18 protein-coding genes are annotated in these 21,093 nt (G+C 58.6%); 10 read left to right on the top strand and 8 right to left on the bottom strand.

Going from position 1 to position 21,093, the window contains the following annotated elements; all coding sequences use genetic code 11:
• Positions 1 to 561 precede the first annotated feature (561 nt).
• From H8L67_RS08210 to H8L67_RS08200, 3 genes are read left to right on the top strand one after another with little or no spacing between them, the layout of a single operon-like run.
• The gene (locus tag H8L67_RS08210) at positions 562 to 2,547 is read left to right on the top strand and encodes an OPT family oligopeptide transporter (protein WP_220379354.1); all 1,986 of its coding nucleotides are present in this window, start codon (positions 562 to 564) and stop codon (positions 2,545 to 2,547) included.
• Positions 2,548 to 2,569: 22 nt separating this feature from the next.
• On the top strand, positions 2,570 to 4,612 hold the full coding sequence (locus H8L67_RS08205; protein WP_220379353.1) for a S9 family peptidase: 2,043 nt from the start codon (positions 2,570 to 2,572) through the stop codon (positions 4,610 to 4,612).
• Positions 4,613 to 4,616: 4 nt separating this feature from the next.
• Positions 4,617 to 5,855, top strand: coding sequence for a DUF819 family protein (locus tag H8L67_RS08200; RefSeq protein WP_220380789.1), 1,239 nt, complete (start codon positions 4,617 to 4,619; stop codon positions 5,853 to 5,855).
• Between the two features lie 6 nt (positions 5,856 to 5,861).
• Here H8L67_RS08200 and H8L67_RS08195 read toward each other — a convergent pair whose 3' ends face one another.
• From H8L67_RS08195 to aceB, 7 genes are all read right to left on the bottom strand, one after another.
• Positions 5,862 to 6,863: a magnesium and cobalt transport protein CorA gene (locus tag H8L67_RS08195; RefSeq protein ID WP_220379352.1), complete on the bottom strand. Its 1,002-nt coding sequence runs from the start codon at positions 6,861 to 6,863 to the stop codon at positions 5,862 to 5,864.
• A 6-nt stretch (positions 6,864 to 6,869) separates the two neighbouring features.
• Positions 6,870 to 8,057 (bottom strand): lipoprotein N-acyltransferase Lnb domain-containing protein, encoded by a 1,188-nt coding sequence (locus H8L67_RS08190; protein ID WP_220379351.1) that lies wholly within the window; start codon positions 8,055 to 8,057, stop codon positions 6,870 to 6,872.
• The gene (locus H8L67_RS08185; protein WP_220379350.1) at positions 8,057 to 8,911 is read right to left on the bottom strand and encodes a CorC family transporter; all 855 of its coding nucleotides are present in this window, start codon (positions 8,909 to 8,911) and stop codon (positions 8,057 to 8,059) included. The genes H8L67_RS08190 and H8L67_RS08185 overlap by 1 nt, the downstream gene beginning before the upstream one ends.
• A 75-nt stretch (positions 8,912 to 8,986) precedes the next feature.
• Positions 8,987 to 9,466: an rRNA maturation RNase YbeY gene (gene ybeY / locus H8L67_RS08180; RefSeq protein ID WP_220379349.1), complete on the bottom strand. Its 480-nt coding sequence runs from the start codon at positions 9,464 to 9,466 to the stop codon at positions 8,987 to 8,989.
• A gap of 32 nt (positions 9,467 to 9,498) precedes the next feature.
• Positions 9,499 to 10,536, bottom strand: coding sequence for a PhoH family protein (locus H8L67_RS08175; RefSeq protein WP_220379348.1), 1,038 nt, complete (start codon positions 10,534 to 10,536; stop codon positions 9,499 to 9,501).
• A gap of 142 nt (positions 10,537 to 10,678) precedes the next feature.
• Positions 10,679 to 11,977 (bottom strand): isocitrate lyase, encoded by a 1,299-nt coding sequence (gene aceA / locus H8L67_RS08170; protein WP_220379347.1) that lies wholly within the window; start codon positions 11,975 to 11,977, stop codon positions 10,679 to 10,681.
• A gap of 31 nt (positions 11,978 to 12,008) precedes the next feature.
• Entirely contained in the window at positions 12,009 to 13,610 is a 1,602-nt protein-coding gene (gene aceB, locus H8L67_RS08165; protein WP_343222342.1) for a malate synthase A, read from the bottom strand.
• Between the two features lie 119 nt (positions 13,611 to 13,729).
• Between aceB and H8L67_RS08160 the strand changes: the two genes are divergently transcribed.
• Complete coding sequence (locus tag H8L67_RS08160) at positions 13,730 to 14,698, top strand: LysR family transcriptional regulator (RefSeq protein ID WP_220379345.1); 969 nt, start codon at positions 13,730 to 13,732, stop codon at positions 14,696 to 14,698.
• Here the strand turns inward: H8L67_RS08160 and miaB are convergent.
• The gene (gene miaB / locus H8L67_RS08155; protein ID WP_255555944.1) at positions 14,683 to 16,080 is read right to left on the bottom strand and encodes a tRNA (N6-isopentenyl adenosine(37)-C2)-methylthiotransferase MiaB; all 1,398 of its coding nucleotides are present in this window, start codon (positions 16,078 to 16,080) and stop codon (positions 14,683 to 14,685) included. The two genes, H8L67_RS08160 and miaB, sit on opposite strands and share 16 nt — an antisense overlap.
• A 138-nt stretch (positions 16,081 to 16,218) precedes the next feature.
• Between miaB and H8L67_RS08150 the strand changes: the two genes are divergently transcribed.
• The 6 genes from H8L67_RS08150 (at position 16,219) to H8L67_RS08125 (ending at position 21,043) form a co-directional block, all read left to right on the top strand.
• A complete protein-coding gene (locus H8L67_RS08150; protein ID WP_220379343.1) occupies positions 16,219 to 17,121 on the top strand; it encodes a lytic transglycosylase domain-containing protein in 903 nt (300 codons plus the stop codon).
• 147 nt (positions 17,122 to 17,268) lie between these two features.
• Positions 17,269 to 17,880 carry a ubiquinol-cytochrome c reductase iron-sulfur subunit gene (gene petA, locus H8L67_RS08145; RefSeq protein WP_220379342.1) on the top strand — a complete coding sequence of 204 codons (612 nt, stop codon included), beginning with the start codon at positions 17,269 to 17,271 and terminating at the stop codon, positions 17,878 to 17,880.
• A gap of 5 nt (positions 17,881 to 17,885) precedes the next feature.
• A complete protein-coding gene (locus H8L67_RS08140; RefSeq protein WP_220379341.1) occupies positions 17,886 to 19,157 on the top strand; it encodes a cytochrome b in 1,272 nt (423 codons plus the stop codon).
• Positions 19,150 to 19,899 carry a cytochrome c1 gene (locus tag H8L67_RS08135; protein WP_220379340.1) on the top strand — a complete coding sequence of 250 codons (750 nt, stop codon included), beginning with the start codon at positions 19,150 to 19,152 and terminating at the stop codon, positions 19,897 to 19,899. Before H8L67_RS08140 ends, H8L67_RS08135 begins: the two co-directional genes overlap by 8 nt.
• A complete protein-coding gene (locus tag H8L67_RS08130) occupies positions 19,899 to 20,555 on the top strand; it encodes a glutathione S-transferase N-terminal domain-containing protein (RefSeq protein ID WP_220379339.1) in 657 nt (218 codons plus the stop codon). Before H8L67_RS08135 ends, H8L67_RS08130 begins: the two co-directional genes overlap by 1 nt.
• A 23-nt stretch (positions 20,556 to 20,578) precedes the next feature.
• Positions 20,579 to 21,043 (top strand): ClpXP protease specificity-enhancing factor, encoded by a 465-nt coding sequence (locus tag H8L67_RS08125; RefSeq protein ID WP_220379338.1) that lies wholly within the window; start codon positions 20,579 to 20,581, stop codon positions 21,041 to 21,043.
• Positions 21,044 to 21,093 lie beyond the last annotated feature (50 nt).

Raw genomic sequence — 21,093 nt, 5'->3', positions numbered from 1 at the left:
AAAAAGGTGATTCTGTCCTTTGGAGCCCTTGTGGCGTTGATGGCTGCTTACGTTTTTGTATTTTCGCTTGTGTCAACTTCGCAGCCGATAGCGACTTCATCAATAGCGCACTCGCAAGAAGTTCTAGCAGCCGTTGGAAAGGTGAAAGCTGTCAGTCTTATTGGTGTCCGACAAAAACTGGTGGGATATGGAGGCGTTAGCTGTACTAGTTCAATCTATGCCGTAGTCGGCGACAAAGGCTTTGAATTCGTAGGTGTTCATATGTCGATGAGGGCACCTGATCATGACTGGGTAGTGGACGACCTGTCCCTAGGATGGTTTAACAAATCCGCAGCGTCATGTTAGTGATTCCGGTTCACACTCAGAGGCATGTTTAAGACTGGACCGATCGGGATCTTGCAAATATCGCCAACTCTTGAACTTGAGAAATTGGAGAAAATTTAGCGCGGCAGCCATACTTCGCGGTCCGGTGGCGACCGGATTTATCTCTCCCAATTGATGCGGCTGGACTTCAAAGGCGTTTCACCGTAGTTTCATGGAATCTCAACCCTCGGGGGTTCCATGAATACAACCGACGCCGGTTCGCCTCGGCAATTAACCTTTCGTGCGGTCATTCTTTCGATCGTGCTTGCCGTCATCCTGTCGGCCGCCAATGCCTACTTGGGCTTGTTTGCCGGCCTGACCATTGCCACCGCCATTCCCGCCGCCGTGGTTTCCATGGGCGTGTTGCGGCTCCTCGGCGGCGGCAGCATTCTTGAAAACAACATCGTCCAGACCGGCGCATCGGCCGGCTCGTCGATCGCCGCGGGCGTCATTTTCACCATTCCCGCGCTCATCATCATGGGCTATTGGCAAGACTTCCGTTATTCGTGGGTCTTGGCCATTGCCGGTTTGGGTGGTTTGTTGGGCGTGTTGTTCTCGGTGCCGTTGCGCCGCTCGATGATTGTCGAAGAACCGCTGCCTTTCCCGGAAGGCAAGGCAGCCGCCGAAGTGTTGAAAGCCGGTGAAAATCCGGGCCCGGGCTTGAAGATTCTCGGCATCTCCGGCGCGCTCGGCGCGATCGTCAAACTCGCCGCGGAAAGCGGCATGAAGCTCATTCCGGACAACGCGGTGGGCAGCGGCTTCATCGGCAAATATCTGGGCTATATGGGCACCAATTTGTCGCCCGCCTTGCTCGGTGTGGGTTACATCGTCGGTTTGAACATCGGCATTGTGGTGTTGTCAGGCAGCATCCTGTCTTGGAACATCGCCATCCCGATGTATCACGCGATGTTCTTGCACACCGACCCTGCCATGGCACAAGAGCTCGCCAACGCGAGTGCCGCGGATGCCGCCGGCGCCATCTGGTCGGCGAAGATCCGATACCTCGGTGTCGGCGCGATGTTGATCGGCGGTGTCTGGACCTTGTTCTCGCTGCGCAAATCTTTGCTGTCCGGCATCAAGAGCGGTATCGCCGCCGCCCGGGCGGAAGGCGGCGCCATCGTTCATCACACCGAGCGCGATTTGCCGATGAAGTGGATGCTGATCGGCTTGGTCTTGTTTGTTCTGCCGTTGTTGCTCCTGTATCAAGCCATTGTCGGCAACTGGGCCGTCAGTGTGCCGATGGCGATCATCATGATTGTTGCCGGCTTCCTGTTTGTGTCCGTCTCCGGCTACCTCGCGGGATTGGTGGGTTCGTCCAACAATCCGGTCTCCGGTATCACGATTGCGACCATCCTGTTCGCTTCGGCCGTGTTGCTGCTGTTGCTGGGCGCTTCGGGCAAGGCCCCGGTCGGCGGTGGCGGTGCACCCTTGGGCGCGGTGGCGGCCATCATGATCGGCGCGGTGGTCTGCTGTGCCGCAGCGGTGGGCGGTGACAACCTGCAGGACTTGAAAGCCGGTTATATCGTCGGCGCGACGCCTTGGAAACAACAAGTCATGTTGATGATCGGCGCCTTCTCTTGTGCGCTGATCATGGCACCGGTATTGAACTTGCTGGCACAGGCTTACGGGATCGGTGCCCGTGATGCGGCGCATCCGAATGCACTTGCCGCGCCGCAAGCCACCTTGATGGCCTCGGTGGCAAAAGGTTTGTTCGGCGGCAAACTGCCTTGGGACATGATCGGCATCGGTGCGGTGATCGGCGCCGCCATCATCGCCTTCGACGAGTGGCTCAAAGCGCGCAAGTCGACTTTCCGTGTGCCGGTGTTGGCTGCTGCAATCGGCATTTACTTGCCGCTTGAATTGATGGTGCCGATCTTCCTCGGTGGCTTGCTCGCCTATATCGTCGAACGTCGCCAAGGCGTGCTCGGTGCGAGCGATGAAGCACGTGATCGCGTGCATCGTCCGGGCACCTTGTTTGCCGCGGGTCTGATCACCGGTGAAGCACTAATGGGTATCGCGATCGCCATTCCGATCGTGATCAGCAAGCGCGCCGATGTACTGGCTTTGCCTGAGGCTTACCACTTCAGCAAGTATGTCGGCTTGGCCGTTCTTGCCCTGGTTGCATGGCTGCTGTATCGCACGGCAACCAAAGAAAAATACGTTGCCGATCCGGCGCACGCTTGAACTTGAAAGTGAAGGAAATGCCATGAAATTTCGAAATGCACTGCTACCGATGATGATCGCCGCCGCGCTGCCGCTCGCCGCGCAGGCGCAACGCGGATTCACCGTCGAAGACATGGTGAAGCTCGATCGCTACGGCGCACCGCAGCTCGCCGCCAACGGCGACGTGGTCTACACCAAGCGTTCGATGAATGCCGAAGTCACCAAAGCCAGCACGGCGCTGTGGGTGAAGCCCGCCAACGGCAAAGCCCGTCAACTCACGCCGGCCGGTTGGAATGTGAATTCTCCGTCGGTGTCCGACGATGGCAAGACGGTGTATTTCCTGAGCGGCAAGAACGGCAGCTCGCAGCTGTATGCGATCGCACTTGCCGGTGGCGCACCCAAACAAATCACCAACATGGCGTTGGATGTCGATGCCTACAAAATGGCGCCGGGTAACAAACGCGTCGCTCTCGCGATGGCCGCGTTTCCCGACTGCAAAGACGATGTGTTGAAGTGCACCAAGGCGCGGTTGGAAAAAACTTCCCCGAGCAGCGGTCAAGTCTTCGATCGCATGTTCGTGCGCCATTGGGATATTTGGGCTGATGGTCGCTACAACCGCGTGTTTGTCGCGCCGGTGGGCGAAAAAGCGACGGCGGCAGCCACATTGGTCACGGGCGCCATCATGGGCGACATCCCCTCCAAACCCTTTGGTGATTTGAGCGATCTGGCTTGGTCACCCGACGGCAAGCAATTGGCGGTGTCGGTGCGGGCGGGTGATGCGATGGAACCCACCAGCACCAACTTCGACATTCTTTTGGTGAATGCCGACGGCAGCGGTGCGCCGCGCAACCTCACCGCGTCGAACAAAGCCTGGGATGCCGGCCCCGTATTCAGCGCGGACGGCAAGACCTTGTACTACCGTGCGATGAAGCGGCCGGGCTTCGAAGCCGATCGTTTTGCATTGATGGCAATGGACCTGGCATCGGGCAAAGCGCACGAAATCGCGCCGAAGTGGGACCGTTCTGCGGACAACATCGTGTTGTCGGGTGACGGAAAAACCATTTACACAACGGCGGGCGATGTCGGTCAACACCCCTTGTTCTCCGTGGACGTCGCCACCGGCAAAGCCACGCGATTGATCGCCGATGGCAGCGTGTCGTCGGTGGACATGCGTGATGGCCGCATGGTGTTCTCGCGCAATTCGATGAAGTCGGGCGATCAAATCTTCGTCGCATCCGCCGACGGACAAAGCTGGGAAGCGATCACGCCGAGTGCGCTCGAGCAAACCGCCGGCGTCAAAATGGGCGAATACGAGCAATTCAGTTTCAAAGGTTGGAACAATGAAACCGTCCACGGCTACGTGGTGAAACCTTGGAACTATGAAGAGGGCAAAACCTATCCGGTCGCCTTCCTCATCCACGGCGGTCCGCAAGGCAGCTTCGGCGATGGCTGGAGCTATCGTTGGAACCCGCAAACCTATGCCGGTCAGGGCTACGCAGTGGTGATGATCGACTTCCACGGCTCGACCGGTTACGGCCAAGCTTTCACCGATTCGATCAGTCAGCATTGGGGCGATCGACCGTTGGAAGATTTGCAAAAAGGCTGGGCGGCCGCACAGAAGAAATACGCCTTCTTGAACGGCGACAAGGCCTGTGCCCTGGGTGCAAGCTACGGCGGCTACATGGTCAATTGGATCGCCGGCAATTGGAACCAGGCGTGGAAGTGCTTGGTGACGCATGACGGTGTGTTCGACAACCGCATGATGGGTTACGCCACCGAAGAACTCTGGTTCAGCGAATGGGAAAACGGCGGCACGCCTTGGGCTAATCCGAACGGCTATGAGAAATTCAATCCGGTCAATCACACCGGCAAGTGGAAAGTGCCGCAGCTGATCATCCATGGCCAATTGGACTACCGCATTCCGGTGGAGCAGGGACTGGGCGCGTTCACCGCCTTGCAGCGTCAAGGTATCGAATCGAAGTTCCTTTATTTCCCCGATGAAAACCACTGGGTGTTGAAGCCGCAAAACAGCGTGCTCTGGCACCACACGGTCAACGATTGGTTGAAGAAACACATCGGCAATTGAGGTGTTGAAGGCCCCGGCATTGATCCAGGACGACATCGTCGTCCTGGGTCTGATTGCGGCAACGTTGGGCCTGGTGTTTTATGGCGCCAGCCGGCCATCGGGACCTTGGCGGAAATTTTTTGCCTTCGTCCCGCCCTTGCTGTTGTGCTATTTCATTCCCGGCATTTACAACTCGATCGGGTTGATTGATGGCGCCCAAAGCCATTTGTACAACCCCGTCGCCAGCCGCGTGTTGTTACCCGCGGCGCTAGTGCTGCTGACTATGACCGTCGACTTGCGCGCCATTGCCAAGTTGGGGCCAAAACTCCTCGTGATCTATGTCGCGACCTCTGCCAGCGTGATGCTCGGTGGTGTCTTGGCGTTCTTGCTGATGCGCGTGCTCGCGCCTGAGACGATGGCAGGCGACACCTGGGCCGGCATGGCTGCGCTCGCGGGCAGCTGGATCGGCGGCGGCGCCAACATGTTGGCGATGAAGGAAGTGTTTCATGTCGATGCCACCACTTTCGGGCAATTTGCCGTGGTGGACGCGGGTGTTGCCTATGTGTGGATGGCGCTGTTGCTGTTGTGGGCGCAACGCGCCGCGGTCATGGATCAAAAGCGTGGGGCGGACACTTCCGCGTTGGATAGTTTGCGCGAACGAGTTTCGGCCTACAAAGCCACGCATGAACGCATTCCTGCCTTGAGCGATTGGATGATCTTGATCGGCATCGCGTTTGGTGCCGTGGGACTTGCGCATGCGCTTGCCAAAGTCGTGGCGGCGTTTTTGGCGGCGCACACGACGTGGGCCGCGCCGATGGGCTTGCATCAAGCATTCCCGTGGATGATCGCGATTTGCACCTTGATCGGCTTGGGCTTGAGCTTGACGCGCGCCCGCACACTGGAAGGCGCGGGTGCTTCGACGCTCGGCACGGTGCTCTTGTACTTTCTGATCGCCTCCATCGGGATGCAGATGGAGATCGCCGCGCTGCTCGACAAACCGATGCTGTTCTTGCTGGGTGCGCTCTGGCTCGCGATTCACGCGGCATTGCTCTGGGTGGTCGCGCGAATGCTGCGCGTGCCGTTTTTCTATTTCGCGGTGGGTTCGCAAAGCCACATCGGTGGCCCGGCCTCTGCACCGGTGGTGGCGGCTGCCTTCCACCCGGCGTTGGCGCCGGTGGGCGCGTTGCTCGGCACTTTGGGCTACGCCACCGGCACGGTTCTGGCTTATGTGATGGGGCTCATCTTGCGGGCGCTCGCCGGCTGAGATGTCTCAGAGCCAATGCACGCGCTTCAAATACCGGTAGAGCGATGCACAGGCCACCGCGACGACGCCGATCAGAATCGGATAGGCGTAACGACCATCGAGCTCCGGAATATGTTTGAAATTCATGCCGTACCAACTGGCAATCAAAGTGGGCACGGCCAATAGTCCCGCCCAACCCGCGAGTTTCTTGACCACCTCGCCCTGATGAATCGTCACCAATGACAGGTTAGTGCTCATCGCGGCACTGGCGGTTTCGCGCAGCGTATCGATGATGTCGGCGGTGCGGCCGGCGTGATCGCGGACATCGCGGAAATACGGCTTGGCGACATCCGGAATGCCCGGGTTCTCCGAGCGCATCAACTGCGAAATGATGTCTTGCATGGGCGACACCGCCATGCGCATTTGCGTCAGCTCTTTGCGCAGGGTGTAAAGGCGTTGGATCGTATCGCGGCGATATTCCTCTTCCGCGAATATCGATTGCTCGAGTTCGTCGAGCTCCTCCTCGAAGTCGTTGACGATGGGTGCGTAGTCGTCGACGATGAAATCCAAGACGCCATGCAATGCGACAGCGGGACCCATGGCCAGCAACTCCGGCTGAAGTTCGAGTTTCTCCCGTGCCACCGCAAAGGAATTCGATGCGCCGTGGCGTACCGTGATCAAGAACCGGCGCCCGTAAAAAATGTGCGTCTCTCCGAATCTGACGTGCTCGCTCACCAGCTGCGTGGTGTGCACCGCCATGAAGAGGGTGTTGCCGAAGGCTTCGATTTTCGGACGTTGATGCGCCATCAAGGCGTCTTCAATGGCGAGATCGTGCAGGCAAAACTCTTCCTGCAATTTGCCGAGCAAGGCGTTGTCGGGTTCGTACAGACCTACCCATACATAACTGTCATCGTCGACCGCCAAAACATCACTGATCGCGTCGATGGTGATGTTTTCACTTCGACCTTGGCGATAGACGCGGCAATTGACAACGACCGGTGCATCTTTCAAGGCTGGGGCAATCGCCATGACGTACTACTTCGAAGCTTCGGAACCCAAATGATGCAACGCCACGGTGATGGCGACAAGGATGGGCAGCATCAGTGCAATCCATGCGCCGTTCGGTTGTGGATTGAAGATCCAGAGAATGAAGGTGGCCAAGACGGCGAGCAGCGCAAGCACGCAGGAGAGAATTGCCGCAAATCGTCCCGGTGCACGGCCACGGTATACGCACACGGCCGCGGGCAACAAGCACAGTGCCAGTGGCGAGAACAACAGCAAATTGCTATTACGCCACATCGCCCAGTGGTCGGTGAACAACCAACCGAGCAGCAGCACGCAGCCCAGAATGCCGCATTTCAGCCAGGTGATGCCAAGCAGTGCGCCCAAAAGCTTGCGATGACCTGCGGTCGCCAACCAATACAACAGGCCTCCGAAGGCCGCGCCAAGCAGACCCATGACAAACACGTTCAAACGGCGTGTTTTGTCTAGATTATCCAAGCGGTGCGGCAGCAAGGTTTCGGTGCTTCGTACCAACGGGCGCCCGTCCGCCAACTTGACGCGGTCCAATCCGCTTGCGAGATGTTCGGGTAGGAAGGCGTCATCCCAGAAGGACAGCGGCTTGCTGGCTTCGGGGCCCAAACCCAAATCAAATCCCAGCCACATCCAAACAGTCGGCGTGGAAAGTCGCAGGGCTTCACTGCGGAATGAATCACCGTTGGAGGTGGTGCTCAGTTGCCGTTCGATTCTGCCATCCAGCACGCCGTCCAGCGCATCGCGCACGCGGGTCGTGCAGTTGTCGCGGAAGTAGTCGTAGCGATACCGTGCGTTCTCCGGTTTGGCATTCTCCGCCAAACGTGCCGCGAGCAATGTGGCCTGGGCGTCGGTCAGATTGAGCCATTGAATCTTGACCCCGCGACCTTCTTCCCGGTAATTGGCCAAATCATCCTGCAAAGGAATTGCAGCGAGCATGTACTGCATTCTTCCGCGCGCAAAATTCTTCACGAAGCCCGGTTCGGCCAAATCGAAATAGCCGAAGTTGTAGGAGGTGGCGCTGCCGGTCGCGTCATCGACGACCACCAGAGAGTCGTGTCCGAACCGCTCCCAGAAGATCTCGCCCGGTGCCATCGTCATCACGCCGACCCGTGGCGCGGCCGATGCCGACAGGCACCAGCACGCAGACATCAGGAACAAGACCGCAAGACGCAAAAAGAATGACCGCATCAGCGTTCGCCGTGCACACCTACGTGGAACGCATGCACGCGACGCGCATCCGCGTTGACCACGCGGAACACAAACCGACCCATGGTCAGCTCTTCGCCGGATTCGGGAAGGTGTCCAATGGCATTGGTGACAAGGCCGCCGATGGTGTCGTAATCATCTTCGGGGAAATCGGCACCGAAACGCTCGTTGAAATCCGCAATGGGTGTCAGCGCGTCAACAACGTACTGGCCGTCACTTTGCGCTTGGATATGCGCGGTTTCGTCGCTGGCGTCGTCGTGTTCGTCATCGATATCGCCGACGATTTGCTCAAGCACGTCTTCGATGGTCAGCACGCCGGCCACACCGCCGTATTCATCAATGACGATACCCATGTGATTGCGTGACAAGCGAAACTCGCGCAACAGCACGTCCAGTCGCTTGCTTTCCGGAATCAGGAAGGCCGGGCGCAACAGTTCACGCAGTTGTTGACCGCTGCCTTCCACCGTCACCCGAAGCAAATCTTTGGCCAAAAGAATGCCGAGAATTTCGTCCTTATCTTCGCCGTGCACCGGCAGTCGGGAATGTCCGGACTCGATGACTTGCTTCAAAACGTTTTCCAGCGGCGAATCCACTTGGATCATCGACATTTGCGCGCGCGGAATCATCACGTCGCCGACGGTCAATTCTGAAATCGCAATTGCGCCTTCGAGCATGCGCAGCGTATCGGTGCCGATCAGCCCGTCTGCGCTGGCATCGCGGAGAAACTCGAGGACATCGCCTCGTGTGGTGGGTTCGCCGGAGAGTGCGGCGCCAATTCTTTCAAGCCAACTCCGATGCTCGGGTTGACTTTGACTACTGTCGGGTTCGTCGGCCATGTGGGGGAGCGATACGATGAATCTTTGAATGGCGGTCAGTTTAACCGAGCCGGATTGACGAATCGTGACGATGCCTTATTCGGCGTAGGGGTCGTCCAAACCGAGTTCGGCAAGAATGTCGCGTTCCAATTGCTCCATCGCCAACGCGTCGGCTTCCAACTCGTGATCCCAGCCCAAGAGATGCAAACTGCCGTGAACCGTCATGTGAGCGTAATGGGCCGACAAGCTTTTACCTTGCTCTTGCGCCTCGCGGGCAATGACCGGTGCGCACAGAACCAGATCGCCAAGCAAGGGGAAGCGCGCCGATTTGGGTAGCCCGGGTGGGCGCTCCGCCGGAAAGCTCAAGACATTGGTGGCGTAATCCTTGCCGCGGAAGTGCGCATTGAGATGTCGGCCCTCAGGGATGTCCACGATCCGGATGGCGAGATCAGCATCCTTGATGCGCCCGGATAAGGCCGCTTGCACCCAGCGCCGGAAACTCGGCGCGGCAGGAATGCCTTTGCGCGGCAGCGCATAAGCGACAGAAACTTCCAGGGTGAGGGGGCCTTTGGTCATGAGCGGATTCTATTCGACTTGTTGAAACGGAATCAGAACCCCTGGCCGCCGGCGTCGTCCATGGGCGAGGGATTGCGCCGTGCGTTCTCGACTTCCACGCGGGCATCGCGTTTGTCATAAGCGGTGACAATGCGTGCCACCAACGGGTGGCGAACCACGTCTTTGGCTTGGAAGAAAGTAAAGCTCACGCCGTCGACATCACGCAGCACTTCGATCGCGTCTTTTAAGCCCGACTTCACTTGTTTCGGCAAGTCGATTTGCGTCATGTCACCGGTGATGACCGCGGTACTGCCGAAACCCAAACGCGTCAGGAACATTTTCATCTGCTCGATGGTGGTGTTCTGCGCTTCGTCAAGAATGACAAACGCATCATTCAAGGTGCGACCCCGCATGTAGGCGAGGGGTGCGATCTCGATGACGGATTTTTCAAGCAGCTTGACGACTTTTTCCGCGCCGAGCATTTCATAGAGCGCGTCGTACAACGGGCGCAGATAGGGATCCACTTTTTGCGTCAGATCGCCGGGCAGGAAGCCGAGTTTTTCACCCGCTTCGACGGCTGGACGCACCAAGATGATCCGTTGCACGCGGGACTCGTTCAAGGCCTCGACGGCCATGGCGACACCCAAGAAGGTTTTGCCCGTACCGGCCGGCCCGATGCCGAAGTTGATATCGTGCGTGGCGATGGCGTGCAGGTATTTCTTCTGGTTGTCGCCGCGGCCGCGAATACTCCCTTTCTTCACGCGGACGGTGACGTCCTGCGGCACGTAGTCAGACGTTGCCGGGGGTCTTTCTGTCGCTTCGTGAGCGACCGTCGCCAAGCGAACATTCAATCCTTGCGCATCCAGGGTTTCATTCTCTATATCCGCATAGAGATCGCGCAAAAAGCTCTCTGCCTTTGCCACTGACGTCTTGTCGTCGCCGCGAACACTGAAGACATTGGCGCGGTTGGCGATCTCGACGCCGAGTCGCATTTCGATCTGGCGCAGATGCGCATCGAAGGGCCCAGCCAGATTGGCCAAGCGTTCAGTGTCGGCGGGATCCAGCGTGAAGTCGGTTTGATGTTGTGTCATCCCGCTAGGGTACTGCGCGCCATATGAAGGCCACCAAAAAAGGGGTCAGATTGAATTTTGGAAAAAGGGGGTCAGAGTGACTTTTCTATTGAAAACTCACTCTGACCCCCTTTTTCGTTATTTCTTCTGACCCCATTTTTTGTCAGGCGGCTTGGGCTTCGCGTTGGAATTGCTCTTCTTCGGTGGAGCCTTTCAACGCCACCGTTGAGGACTGCTTCCCTTGGATAGTTTGTGTGACCGCATCGAAATATCCGGTGCCCACTTCGCGCTGGTGTTTGACAGCGGTGAACCCGTGCTCTGCGGCGGCGAATTCGGCTTCTTGCAATTCGACGAATGCGCTCATTTGGCGCTCCGCGTAGCCACGCGCCAGGTTGAACATGCCGTAGTTCAAGCTATGGAAGCCGGCCAAGGTGATGAATTGGAACTTATAGCCGTAGCTGGCGATTTCCTTCTGGAACTTGGCGATCGTGGCGTCGTCCAGATTCTTCTTCCAGTTGAAGCTCGGCGAGCAGTTATAGGCGAGCAGCTTGCCCGGATAGCGCGCGTGGATGGCTTCGGCGAACTTGCGTGCGAATTCCAGATCGGGCTTGCCGGTTTCACACCAGACCAAGTCGGCATACGGCGCATAGGCGAGACCGCGACTGATGGCTTGATCAAGGCCTTTGTCCGTTTTGTAAAAACCTTCGACGGTGCGTTCGCCGGTGCAGAACGGACGGTCGTTCTCATCGATATCGCTGGTGAGCAAGTCCGCGGCTTCGGCATCGGTGCGTGCAACGATCAGTGTCGGCACGCCCATTACATCGGCCGCCAAGCGTGCAGCGGTCAGCTTTTCGATGGCTTCGCGCGTCGGTACCAACACTTTGCCGCCCATGTGGCCGCACTTCTTCACCGATGCCAGTTGGTCTTCGAAATGCACACCGGCGGCACCGGCTTCGATCATTGCTTTCATCAATTCATAGGCATTGAGCACCCCGCCAAAACCGGCTTCCGCATCGGCCACGATCGGTTGCAAGTAGTCGATGCTGTGATCGCCTTCGGCGTGGGTCAACTGATCTGCACGCAACAGCGTGTTGTTGATGCGCTTCACCACTTGCGGCACCGAGTTCGCCGGATACAGCGATTGGTCGGGATACATTTCACCGGCCAGATTCGCATCGGCGGCGACTTGCCAGCCGGAGAGGTAGATGGCCTTCAAACCGGCTTTGACTTGCTGCATGGCTTGGTTGCCGGTCAAGGCGCCCAAGGCATTGACGAAATCTTCCTTGTGCAGGGACGCCCAGAGTTTCTCGGCGCCCAAGCGCGCGATGGAATGTTCGACATGGACGGTGCCGCGCAGGCGGACAACGTCTTCGGCGCTGTATTCGCGACGGACACCCGTCCAGCGCGGGTTGTTATCCCAATCATGCTGCAGTTCTTGAGCGGTCGGCAGAGTGCGGTTCATGGTTTTTCCTTATGGTTTCCGGTGTGGAGGATCAGGGCAGGCGTTGGTAAGCGGGGAGGGTGAGAAAATCTGCGAGTGAATCGGCGTGTGTCAGTTCGACCAAGAGCGCAATGGCGTCGTCAATGCGCGACGCGCCGACGATGTTTGCCGCGGCAAGTCGCGAGGGCAGACCGATCAACGCGCATTCCAAAAGATCGAAATCCACCGGACGCCCGTCGTCGAGACGGATGCCGCCGTGGTGGATCCATTGCCACAGTTGCGCACGTGAAATCTCGGCGGTTGCGGCGTCTTCCATCAGGTGATGGATGGGCACGCAGCCATTGCCGGACAGCCACGCGGCGAGATAGCGCACACAGACTTCAACGTTGTTGTCGAAACCGGCGCGGGTGATCGTGCCCGCGCAAGGCGCCAACAAATCGCTTGCGCGCACCGACACGTCATCACGTCGCACGCTCAATTGATTGTCACCGGCCACATGCTCGGCGAAGGCGGCACGCGCAATCGGAATCAAGCCGGGATGGGCAACCCAAGTGCCGTCGTGGCCGGCGCCGGCTTCGCGCTGCTTGTCTGCCGACACACGCGCCATCGCCGCGTCGTTTGCCACCGGATCGTTGTTGATCGGCACTTGCGCCGCCATCCCGCCCATCGCAAATGCACCGCGACGGTGACAGGTTTGAATCAAGAGTTCCGAATAGGCTTTCAAGAACGGTTGCAGCATCGTGACTTGACCGCGTTCGGGCAACACCCGATCCCGATGCATGCGCAAGGTCTTGATGTACGAAAAAATGTAATCCCAGCGACCACAGTTCAGACCCACGATGCGATGGCGAAGCGCGTACAGGATTTCCTCCATTTCGAACGCCGCCGGCAGTGTTTCAATCAGCACGGTGACTTTCATCTGGCCATGCACCAAGCCCAATTCGGCTTCGGCAAATGCCATGACCGATTCCCACAGCGCGGCTTCTTCCATGGACTGCAATTTGGGAAGGTAGAAGTAAGGGCCGCGATCTTTGTCGGCCAATGCGCGCGCATTGTGAAACGCGAACACCCCGAAATCGAACAGCGCGGCGGACATCGCCCTGCCGTTGAATTCGACATGTTTTTCGTCCAAGTGCCAGCCACGTGGACGCACAATCAATACGGCGCGACAGTCTTCTTCGACGAGCGCATAGGTCTTGCCGTTCGAACCGGTGAAGGTCAACGTGCCGGAAACCGCATCACGCAAGGCGCATTGACCGGCGATCAGATTCGGCCACGTCGGCGAGGTGCTGTCTTCAAAATCGGCCATGAAGCAATCGGCGCCGGAGTTCAGCGCATTGATCACCATCTTCGGATCGACCGGGCCCGTGATCTCCACTTGGCGGCGCAAGAGTGCCGGCGGGATGGGCGCGACCGACCAATCGCCTTGGCGGAGCGCCGCGGTGTCCGATCTGAAATCCGGGAGGGCGCCGGCGTCATAGGCGGCTTGGCGCACTGCGCGTGCCGCGAGGCAGGCTTGGCGACCCGGCTCGAACTGGGTGTGAAGTGCGGCCAGAAAGGCCAGTGCGTCTTCGCCCAGCAGGCCGCCTTGGCCGCTGGTCGACGTACGTACCAAAGGTAGATCGAATGTAGGGGTTTGCAACTGAGCGGACATGAGGCTTGGGGTCGGCGCAGCGACGTGCTGCAAATCAACCATCCGCTGGCGAATAGTATTTTGCAAAGCAAAGTTGTCAATGGTAAATATTAAAAAAACAAATACGAGAAGTGCCGACCATGGCCAAGTCCCTCGAAACAGCGCCGCGATTCTCTTACAAGGGCAGCCGCCTCAAGCCGCTGCGGGCCTTCTGCCAGGTGGCGCGACTCGGGTCGATTTCACGGGCAGGCGAAGCGCTGTTTTTGAGCCAACCGGCCGTCAGTTTGCAAATTCAAGCCATCGAGCGGGAGTTCGGGGCCACGCTGTTTCATCGCCGCGGTCGGCGATTGGAATTGACGGACGAAGGGCGCTTGTTGTTCGAACAGGTCGCGCCGCTGGTTGAAGGCTTCGACAATCTCTACACGAACTTTCAAAAAGCGCTCAAAGGTTCCGGCGCCGGCGAACTGCATATTGCGGCAGGCACTTCCACCATCTTGCATTTGCTGCCGTCGATCGTCGCCGCCTTCAAGGCGGCCAACCCCGCCATTCGATTGACCTTGCACAACGTGACCGGCGCGGGCGGTCTTGAACTGCTTCGCGCAGATAAGGTGGATCTCGCCGTCGGTTCGATGCTCGATGTGCCGAATGACATTCGCTACGAACCGGCCTACACGTTCGAGCCGACTTTGATCATGCCCTTGGGGCATCCGTTGGCGGAGAAAGACGAAATCACGCTGGCGGATTTGTCACCGCACGGATTGATTTTGCCGCCGCAGCGACTCACCACCTACCGCTTCGTCGACCTCGTTTTTCAGCGTGCGCGTGTGCCTTATAGCGTTGCGCTGGAAGTGGGCGGTTGGGAAATCATCAAACAATATGTGGCGATGGGGCAGGGCATCAGCATCGTGACGTCGATCTGTTTGACCGCGCAAGATCGCGAGCGATTGGTCACACGCTCATTGGCGAAATATTTCCCCTCGCGCACCTATGGATTGGTGCTGCGGAAAGGGAAATTCCTCTCGCCGCATGCACGCGCCTTCGTCGATTTGATTCGTCCCGATTTGTTATCGGGTCGCGACTACTATCGCGGGGGTCACTCCGAACGTTGAGCGTCCGTCGTTACCACGCGTCCGCGCAAGGAGTTGGTCAGCGCGTCGGTAATCACGACATCCACGAAGCCACCGATCAAACGCGGATGGCCGGCGAAATTGACCTGACGCATGTTCTCGGTTTTCCCGGTGAGTTCGTTGGCGTCTTTGCGCGATACGCCGGTCACGAGAATGCGTTGCACGCTGCCCACCATCGACTTTGAAATCTCGAACGAATGCGCATTGATATGCGTTTGCAAGCGTGAGAGACGTGCGTGTTTCAATTCGTCCGAAACGTCGTCTTGCAAATCGGCCGCGGGCGTCCCCGGTCGACGTGAGTAAATGAAGCTATAGCTTTGATCAAAGCCGACATCTTCGATGAGCTTCATGGTCTTGTCGAAATCCGCATCGCTTTCACCGGGGAAACCCACGATGAAGTCCGATGAAATGGAGATGTCCGGACGAACCGCGCGCAACTTGCGAATCTTTTGTTTGAACTCAAGCGCGGTATAGCCACGCTTCATCGCTGCCAAAACGCGGTCACTACCGGACTGCACCGGCAAGTGCAAATAATTGGCGAGCTTCGGCACATCACGATAGGCCTCAATCAAGGCATCGCTGAATTCGAGCGGGTGTGACGTAGTGAACCGGATGCGATCAACACCGTCGATTTCAGCAATGGTACGGATCAACAACGCGAGATCGGCGACGTTGCCTTGATCGTCCATCGGCCCGCGATAGGCATTGACGTTTTGTCCGAGCAAATTGATTTCGCGCACGCCTTTTTCGGCGAGCTGCACGACTTCAAACAAGACGTCTTCGAACGGGCGGCTGACTTCCTCGCCACGCGTATAGGGCACGACGCAGAAGGAACAGTACTTCGAACAGCCTTCCATGATGGACACGAAGGCCGTCGGGCCATCGGCGCGCGGTTCGGGGAGGGCATCGAACTTCTCGATCTCCGGGAAACTGATGTCCACTTGTGCCTGACCCGACGCACGGCGTGCGCGCAACATCTCCGGCAAACGATGCAATGTTTGCGGGCCGAAGACCAGGTCGACGAAGGGCGCGCGTTTGACGATGCCTTCGCCTTCCTGCGAAGCCACGCAGCCACCCACGCCGATCATCACCGGCTTGCCACCCTTCTTGAATTCTTTCCAGCGCCCCAGTTGGCTGAAGACCTTTTCCTGCGCCTTTTCGCGGATCGAGCAAGTGTTCACCAAGATGACATCGGCTTCGGCGATATCCGTGGTGAGCGCCAGACCCTCGTGCTCAGCAAGAACGTCGGCCATCTTCGCCGAATCGTACTCGTTCATCTGGCAACCGTGCGTTTCGATGAAAACTTTGCCGCGCGCCTGCAAGGGCGCATCCGCGGTGCTGTGCGTGCTGTGTTCAATGCTCATGGTCATCTCCGGGGGCGCGGAGCTGATTCCGGGCCGGGGGCGCAAGTATACGCAAGGCCCACCCACTTGCGGCGCATTCAGCTGACTCAATCAAATCAATGGCTTGCAATTTGTTAATTTTGCGTGGAGACTGCGCCCATGGGAATCGGGATCCGCCTCGTCGCTGCGTTGTTGCTGATACTTTGCGCCTTGCGTGCGGAAGCTTCGGGCCTGTATCGCTGCACCAGCCCTTCGGCGATCACCTATACCTCGACGCGCATTGCCGGCCAGTCCTGCAAAGCCGTCACCAATATCAAGACACCCAGTGGTCGCAAAGTCCGACCGGTTGAGCCTGCGCCGCTGGCTGCCGAATCGAACGCCGGCTATACCTTGTCGCCGCTCAGCGCGAGCAGTGACGCCAAGCCGACCCGGGATATCACCGTGGCCAATGCCGCACCGGTCAAACCGACATCGGGCGGGCCGCGTCGGGTGAGCGGTCAGGTGTACTCCTATATGAAGAACGGTACGCGCTACGTCACCAGCGTGCCGCCAGCCGGGATGAAAGCGGGTGCCATCCGCACCATCAATTACAGCTTCATGGAGTCCTGCTTCGCCTGCGACGTCAAGTCCACGGTCAACTTCCGGACGCTGCGCTTGAATACAAACGCCTTTGCCGCCGAAATTGCCGAGGCATCACGCATGTACGGGGTGGAGGAGTCGATCATCCGCGCCATCATCCATGCCGAGTCGGCCTACAACCCGCGTGCGCTCTCGCGTGTGGGGGCACAAGGCCTGATGCAGTTGATGCCGGCGACGGCGCGCCGTTTCGGCGTCTCCAATGCCTTCGATCCGGGGTCGAATATCAAGGGCGGCGTGCAGTATTTGGCCTGGCTCCTGAAGCGATTCAAAGGCGACTTGTCGCTGATGGCCGCCGGTTACAACGCCGGTGAAGGCGCCGTGGGCAAATACGGCGGCGTGCCCCCGTATGCCGAAACACGCGTGTATGTCCAACGCGTCCGCATGCTGGCGGATCGCTACCGCAACACCCCGCGTCAGGACTGAAAACGCCGACGCCGGCCAAGCGTGGCAGCGATTCGCCCATTCAATATATTGTGGTTTTGTTAAGCGTTCCGTAAACTTGTGGGTCATGTGCAAACAGGATTCCTCCTGTTTGGCGCCAGTTAGACAAAACACGTTGCGGAGTGCCGAATGGCCCACGATGAAGTTCACGGTCCGAATGATCCGGGCCGGCGCAGGTTCCTGACAGCTACCACTGCGGTGGTAGGTGCGGTCGGCGCAGGTTTCGCTGCAGTTCCTTTTATCAAGTCCTGGAACCCGAGCGCGCGCGCCAAGGTCGCGGGCGGTCCGGTCAATGTTTCCATCGGGGAATTGGCTGAAGGTCAGCAGCTGAGCGGCATCGCTTGGCGCGGTTCGCCGATCTTTGTGATGAAGCGCTCGCCGGCCATGCTGGCAACGCTGAAGCAAATGGACGCGCTGGTGGCGGATCCGAAATCGGACAACACCGACCAGCAGCCGAAGTACGCCCAGAACGAACATCGTTCGCTTAAGCCGGAAATCCTGGTCTTGATCGGCGTTTGCACCCACTTGGGTTGCGCGCCCGAATTGCATGCGGAAGTGAAGCCGATGCCTTTCGACCCGGATTGGAAGGGCGGCTATTTCTGCCCCTGCCACAAATCCCGCTACGACATTGCCGGCCGTGTGCTGAAGTCGCAGCCGGCCCCGGCCAATCTGCCGGTGCCCCCGTACCACTTCGCCGATGACAGCACGCTTGTCATTGGTGTCGACCCGCAAGGAGTCTGATCCCAATGTCGAATATCGCGATTCGTACGGCGAACACCGTCATGGATTGGGTGAATGAGCGCGCACCCGCGCTGATGCCCATGTACCGCAAGCACATGACGGAGTACTACGCTCCGAAGAACTTCAACATTTGGTACATCTTCGGCATCTTGTCGACGGTGGTGCTGGTCAACCAAATCCTCACCGGGATTTTCCTGACCATGCATTTCAAGCCGAGCGCGGCAGAAGCCTTCGACTCGGTCGAATACATCATGCGCGACGTCGAGTGGGGCTGGCTGATCCGCTACATGCACAGCACCGGCGCCTCGTTGTTCTTCATCTGCATTTACCTGCACATGTTCCGCGGGCTGATGTACGGCAGTTACAAGAAGCCGCGCGAGCTGGTTTGGCTGCTCGGGATGGTGATTTATCTGGTGCTGATGGCCGAAGCCTTCATGGGCTATGTGTTGCCTTGGGGTCAGATGTCGTTCTGGGGCGCCAAGGTGATCATTTCCTTGTTCGGCGCGATTCCGGTCATCGGTGGCGACCTCACGCAGTGGATCATGGGTGACTTCAACCCGGGCGACGCTACCTTGAACCGCTTCTTCGCGCTGCACGTCATTGCGTTGCCGCTGGTTCTGTTGTTGCTGGTCGTGCTGCACTTGGGTGCGCTGCACGAAGTCGGCTCGAACAACCCCGATGGCGTTGAAATCAAGAAGGGTCCGAAGGGAAACCGTTGGTCGCCGACCGCGCCCGCAGACGGCGTGCCGTTCCATCCGTATTACACGGTGAAGGACACCTTCTTTGTCGGCTGCTTCCTGATGGTTGCTGCCTTCATCATTTTCTTCATTCCGAACTTCGGCGGTCTGTTCCTCGAACACGACAACTTCACCGCGGCGAACGCGTTGGTCACGCCGGCACACATCAAGCCGGTGTGGTACTTCACGCCGTACTACGCGATGTTGCGCGTGGTGCCCTCGTTCTTCGGCATCAAGTTGTGGGGTGTCTTGGTGATGGGTGGTGCGATTGTCGTGCTGTTCCTGTTGCCTTGGCTCGACCGCTCCAAGGTCAAGAGCTACCGCTATCGCGGTTGGCTGTCGTGGTTGATGCTCGGCTTGTTCGTGCTCAGCTTCGTTTGGCTCGGCATCATCGGCGGTGGCCCGGGTACCGATCCGAAGGAAGCCGTCATCGGCCGCATCCTGACCGTCTATTACTTCCTCTTCTTCTTGACGATGCCGATCTGGACTTCGATTGACAAGACCAAGCCGGTTCCGCAACGGGTGACCATGCATGACTAAGTTCTCCGCTCTCAAAGTATTTGCCTTGGTGGCGGGCCTGTTCTTGGGCGGCGCGCAAGTGGCGTCGGCGAGCGAAGGCGGCGATACCCAGCAAGCGGGCGTCGATCTGACCGATCGCGGCTCCTTGCAGCGCGGTGCCAAGTACTACATGAACTATTGCGCCGGCTGCCACTCGTTGAAGCACTTGCGCTACAACCGCTTGGCAGAAGACCTGGGCCTCAGCGAAAAAGACGTGCAGGAACAATTGAACCTGACCGGCGGCCAATTCGGTGACCACATCCTGTCGTCGATGACGCCGGAAATGGCCCAAGCGGCATTCAACAAAATGCCGCCGGATTTGAGCTTGATCGCGCGCGTTCGCGGTGAAGATTGGATCTACACTTATCTGAAGTCGTTCTACCTCGATGAAACCCGCCCGGTGGGTTGGAACAATACCTTGTTCCCCGGTGCCTCCATGCCGAACCCGCTGTGGTCGCTGCAAGGCGTGCAGCAACCGGTCTACGGCAAAGCCGATTCAAACGGCGAGCGTCCGGTCGAGCGTCTGGAATTGGCCCAAGAAGGCACGCTGAAACCGCGTGAATTCGATCAGGTCGCCCGCGACGTCACCGCTTTCCTCGTTTACGCGGGTGAGCCGGCAGTGTTGAAGCGTCCGGCCTTGGGTGTGTGGGTGTTGCTCTTCCTCGCCATCTTCACGTTGTTGGCGTGGCTCCTCAAGAACGAGTACTGGAAGGACGTGCATTGATGATCGACAAGGGATTGTTGGCGAGCTCGCCGGTCCGCGCCCGTAATGGACTGACGCTTTATTCTGCTTTGGATGATGTGGTCTGCCATCGCGTGCGCTTGGTCTTGGCTGCGAAGGGCGTGCCTTACGATCTCGTTCCTGTCGATCCGCAAGCACCCCCGGAAGATCTCATCGATCTGAACCCGTACCAGTCGGTGCCGACCTTGGTCGAGCGCGACTTGGTCTTGTATGCGGCCTTGGTGGTCACTGAATTCCTTGACGAGCGCTATCCGCATCCGGCATTGATGCCGATGGATCCGATTTCCCGCGCACGCGTGCGCCTGGCCACCTTGCGCATCGAGCACGAATGGGTGCCGCAGGTGCAGGCCATCCAGATGGGTAACAAATCGCAAGCCGATGCAGGTCGTAAGCGTCTGTCGGAGCTTCTGACGGCTTCCGTACCGTTGTTCAAGGCCAGCAAGTTCTTCTTGAACAGCGAAATGTCCTTGGCCGACTGCGCCATCGCGCCGATCATCTGGCGTTTGGAAGCACTCAACATTCCGCTGCCCAAAGACGGCAAAGCGATCGAAGATTACGGCAACCGCATCTTCCGCAATCCGGGCTTTGCACGCAGTCTGACCGAAGCCGAGCGCAAGCTGCGCGTCTTGCCCGAGTAATCGGGCAAGTTCCGGCAATGGAGATGACACCGCAACGCCCGTACCTCGTGCGGGCAATGGTTGCATGGATCGTCGATAACGGCATGACACCGCACCTGTTGGTGGATGCCACGCAACCGAATGTGCATATTCCGCCGGGTACCGCCCAAGACGGTAAGGTCGTTTTGAATATCGCCGCACGGGCGACCCAAGGCTTGGACTTGGGCGATGACGCCATCACTTTCTCCGCGCGCTTCAACGGCGTGAGTCAATCGCTTTACCTGCCGATGGCGGCAGTTTTGGCCGTGTATGCGCGTGAGACCGGTGCGGGGATGGGGATGCCACCCGAGCCCGCTTATTCGAATGAACCGCCCGCGATCACAGCCGCGGATATTGCGCGTTCGGAGTCGATAGACGAATCGTCGGTGACTGCGTCCGAAACGGATACGCCGCCGGACGACACACCGCCTGCGCCGAAGCGTGGGGCGCATTTGCGCATCGTCAAGTAACTCGTTTAAGAGCGCCTCACCCGCCCCGTTCGGGGCACCCTCTCCATCAA

Origin of the sequence: Lysobacter soyae (assembly GCF_019551435.1) — a bacterium.
GTDB lineage: Bacteria > Pseudomonadota > Gammaproteobacteria > Xanthomonadales > Xanthomonadaceae > Solilutibacter > Solilutibacter soyae.
Note: the sequence above shows the minus strand (reverse complement) of the source record. Positions and strands in the feature narration are given on the sequence as shown.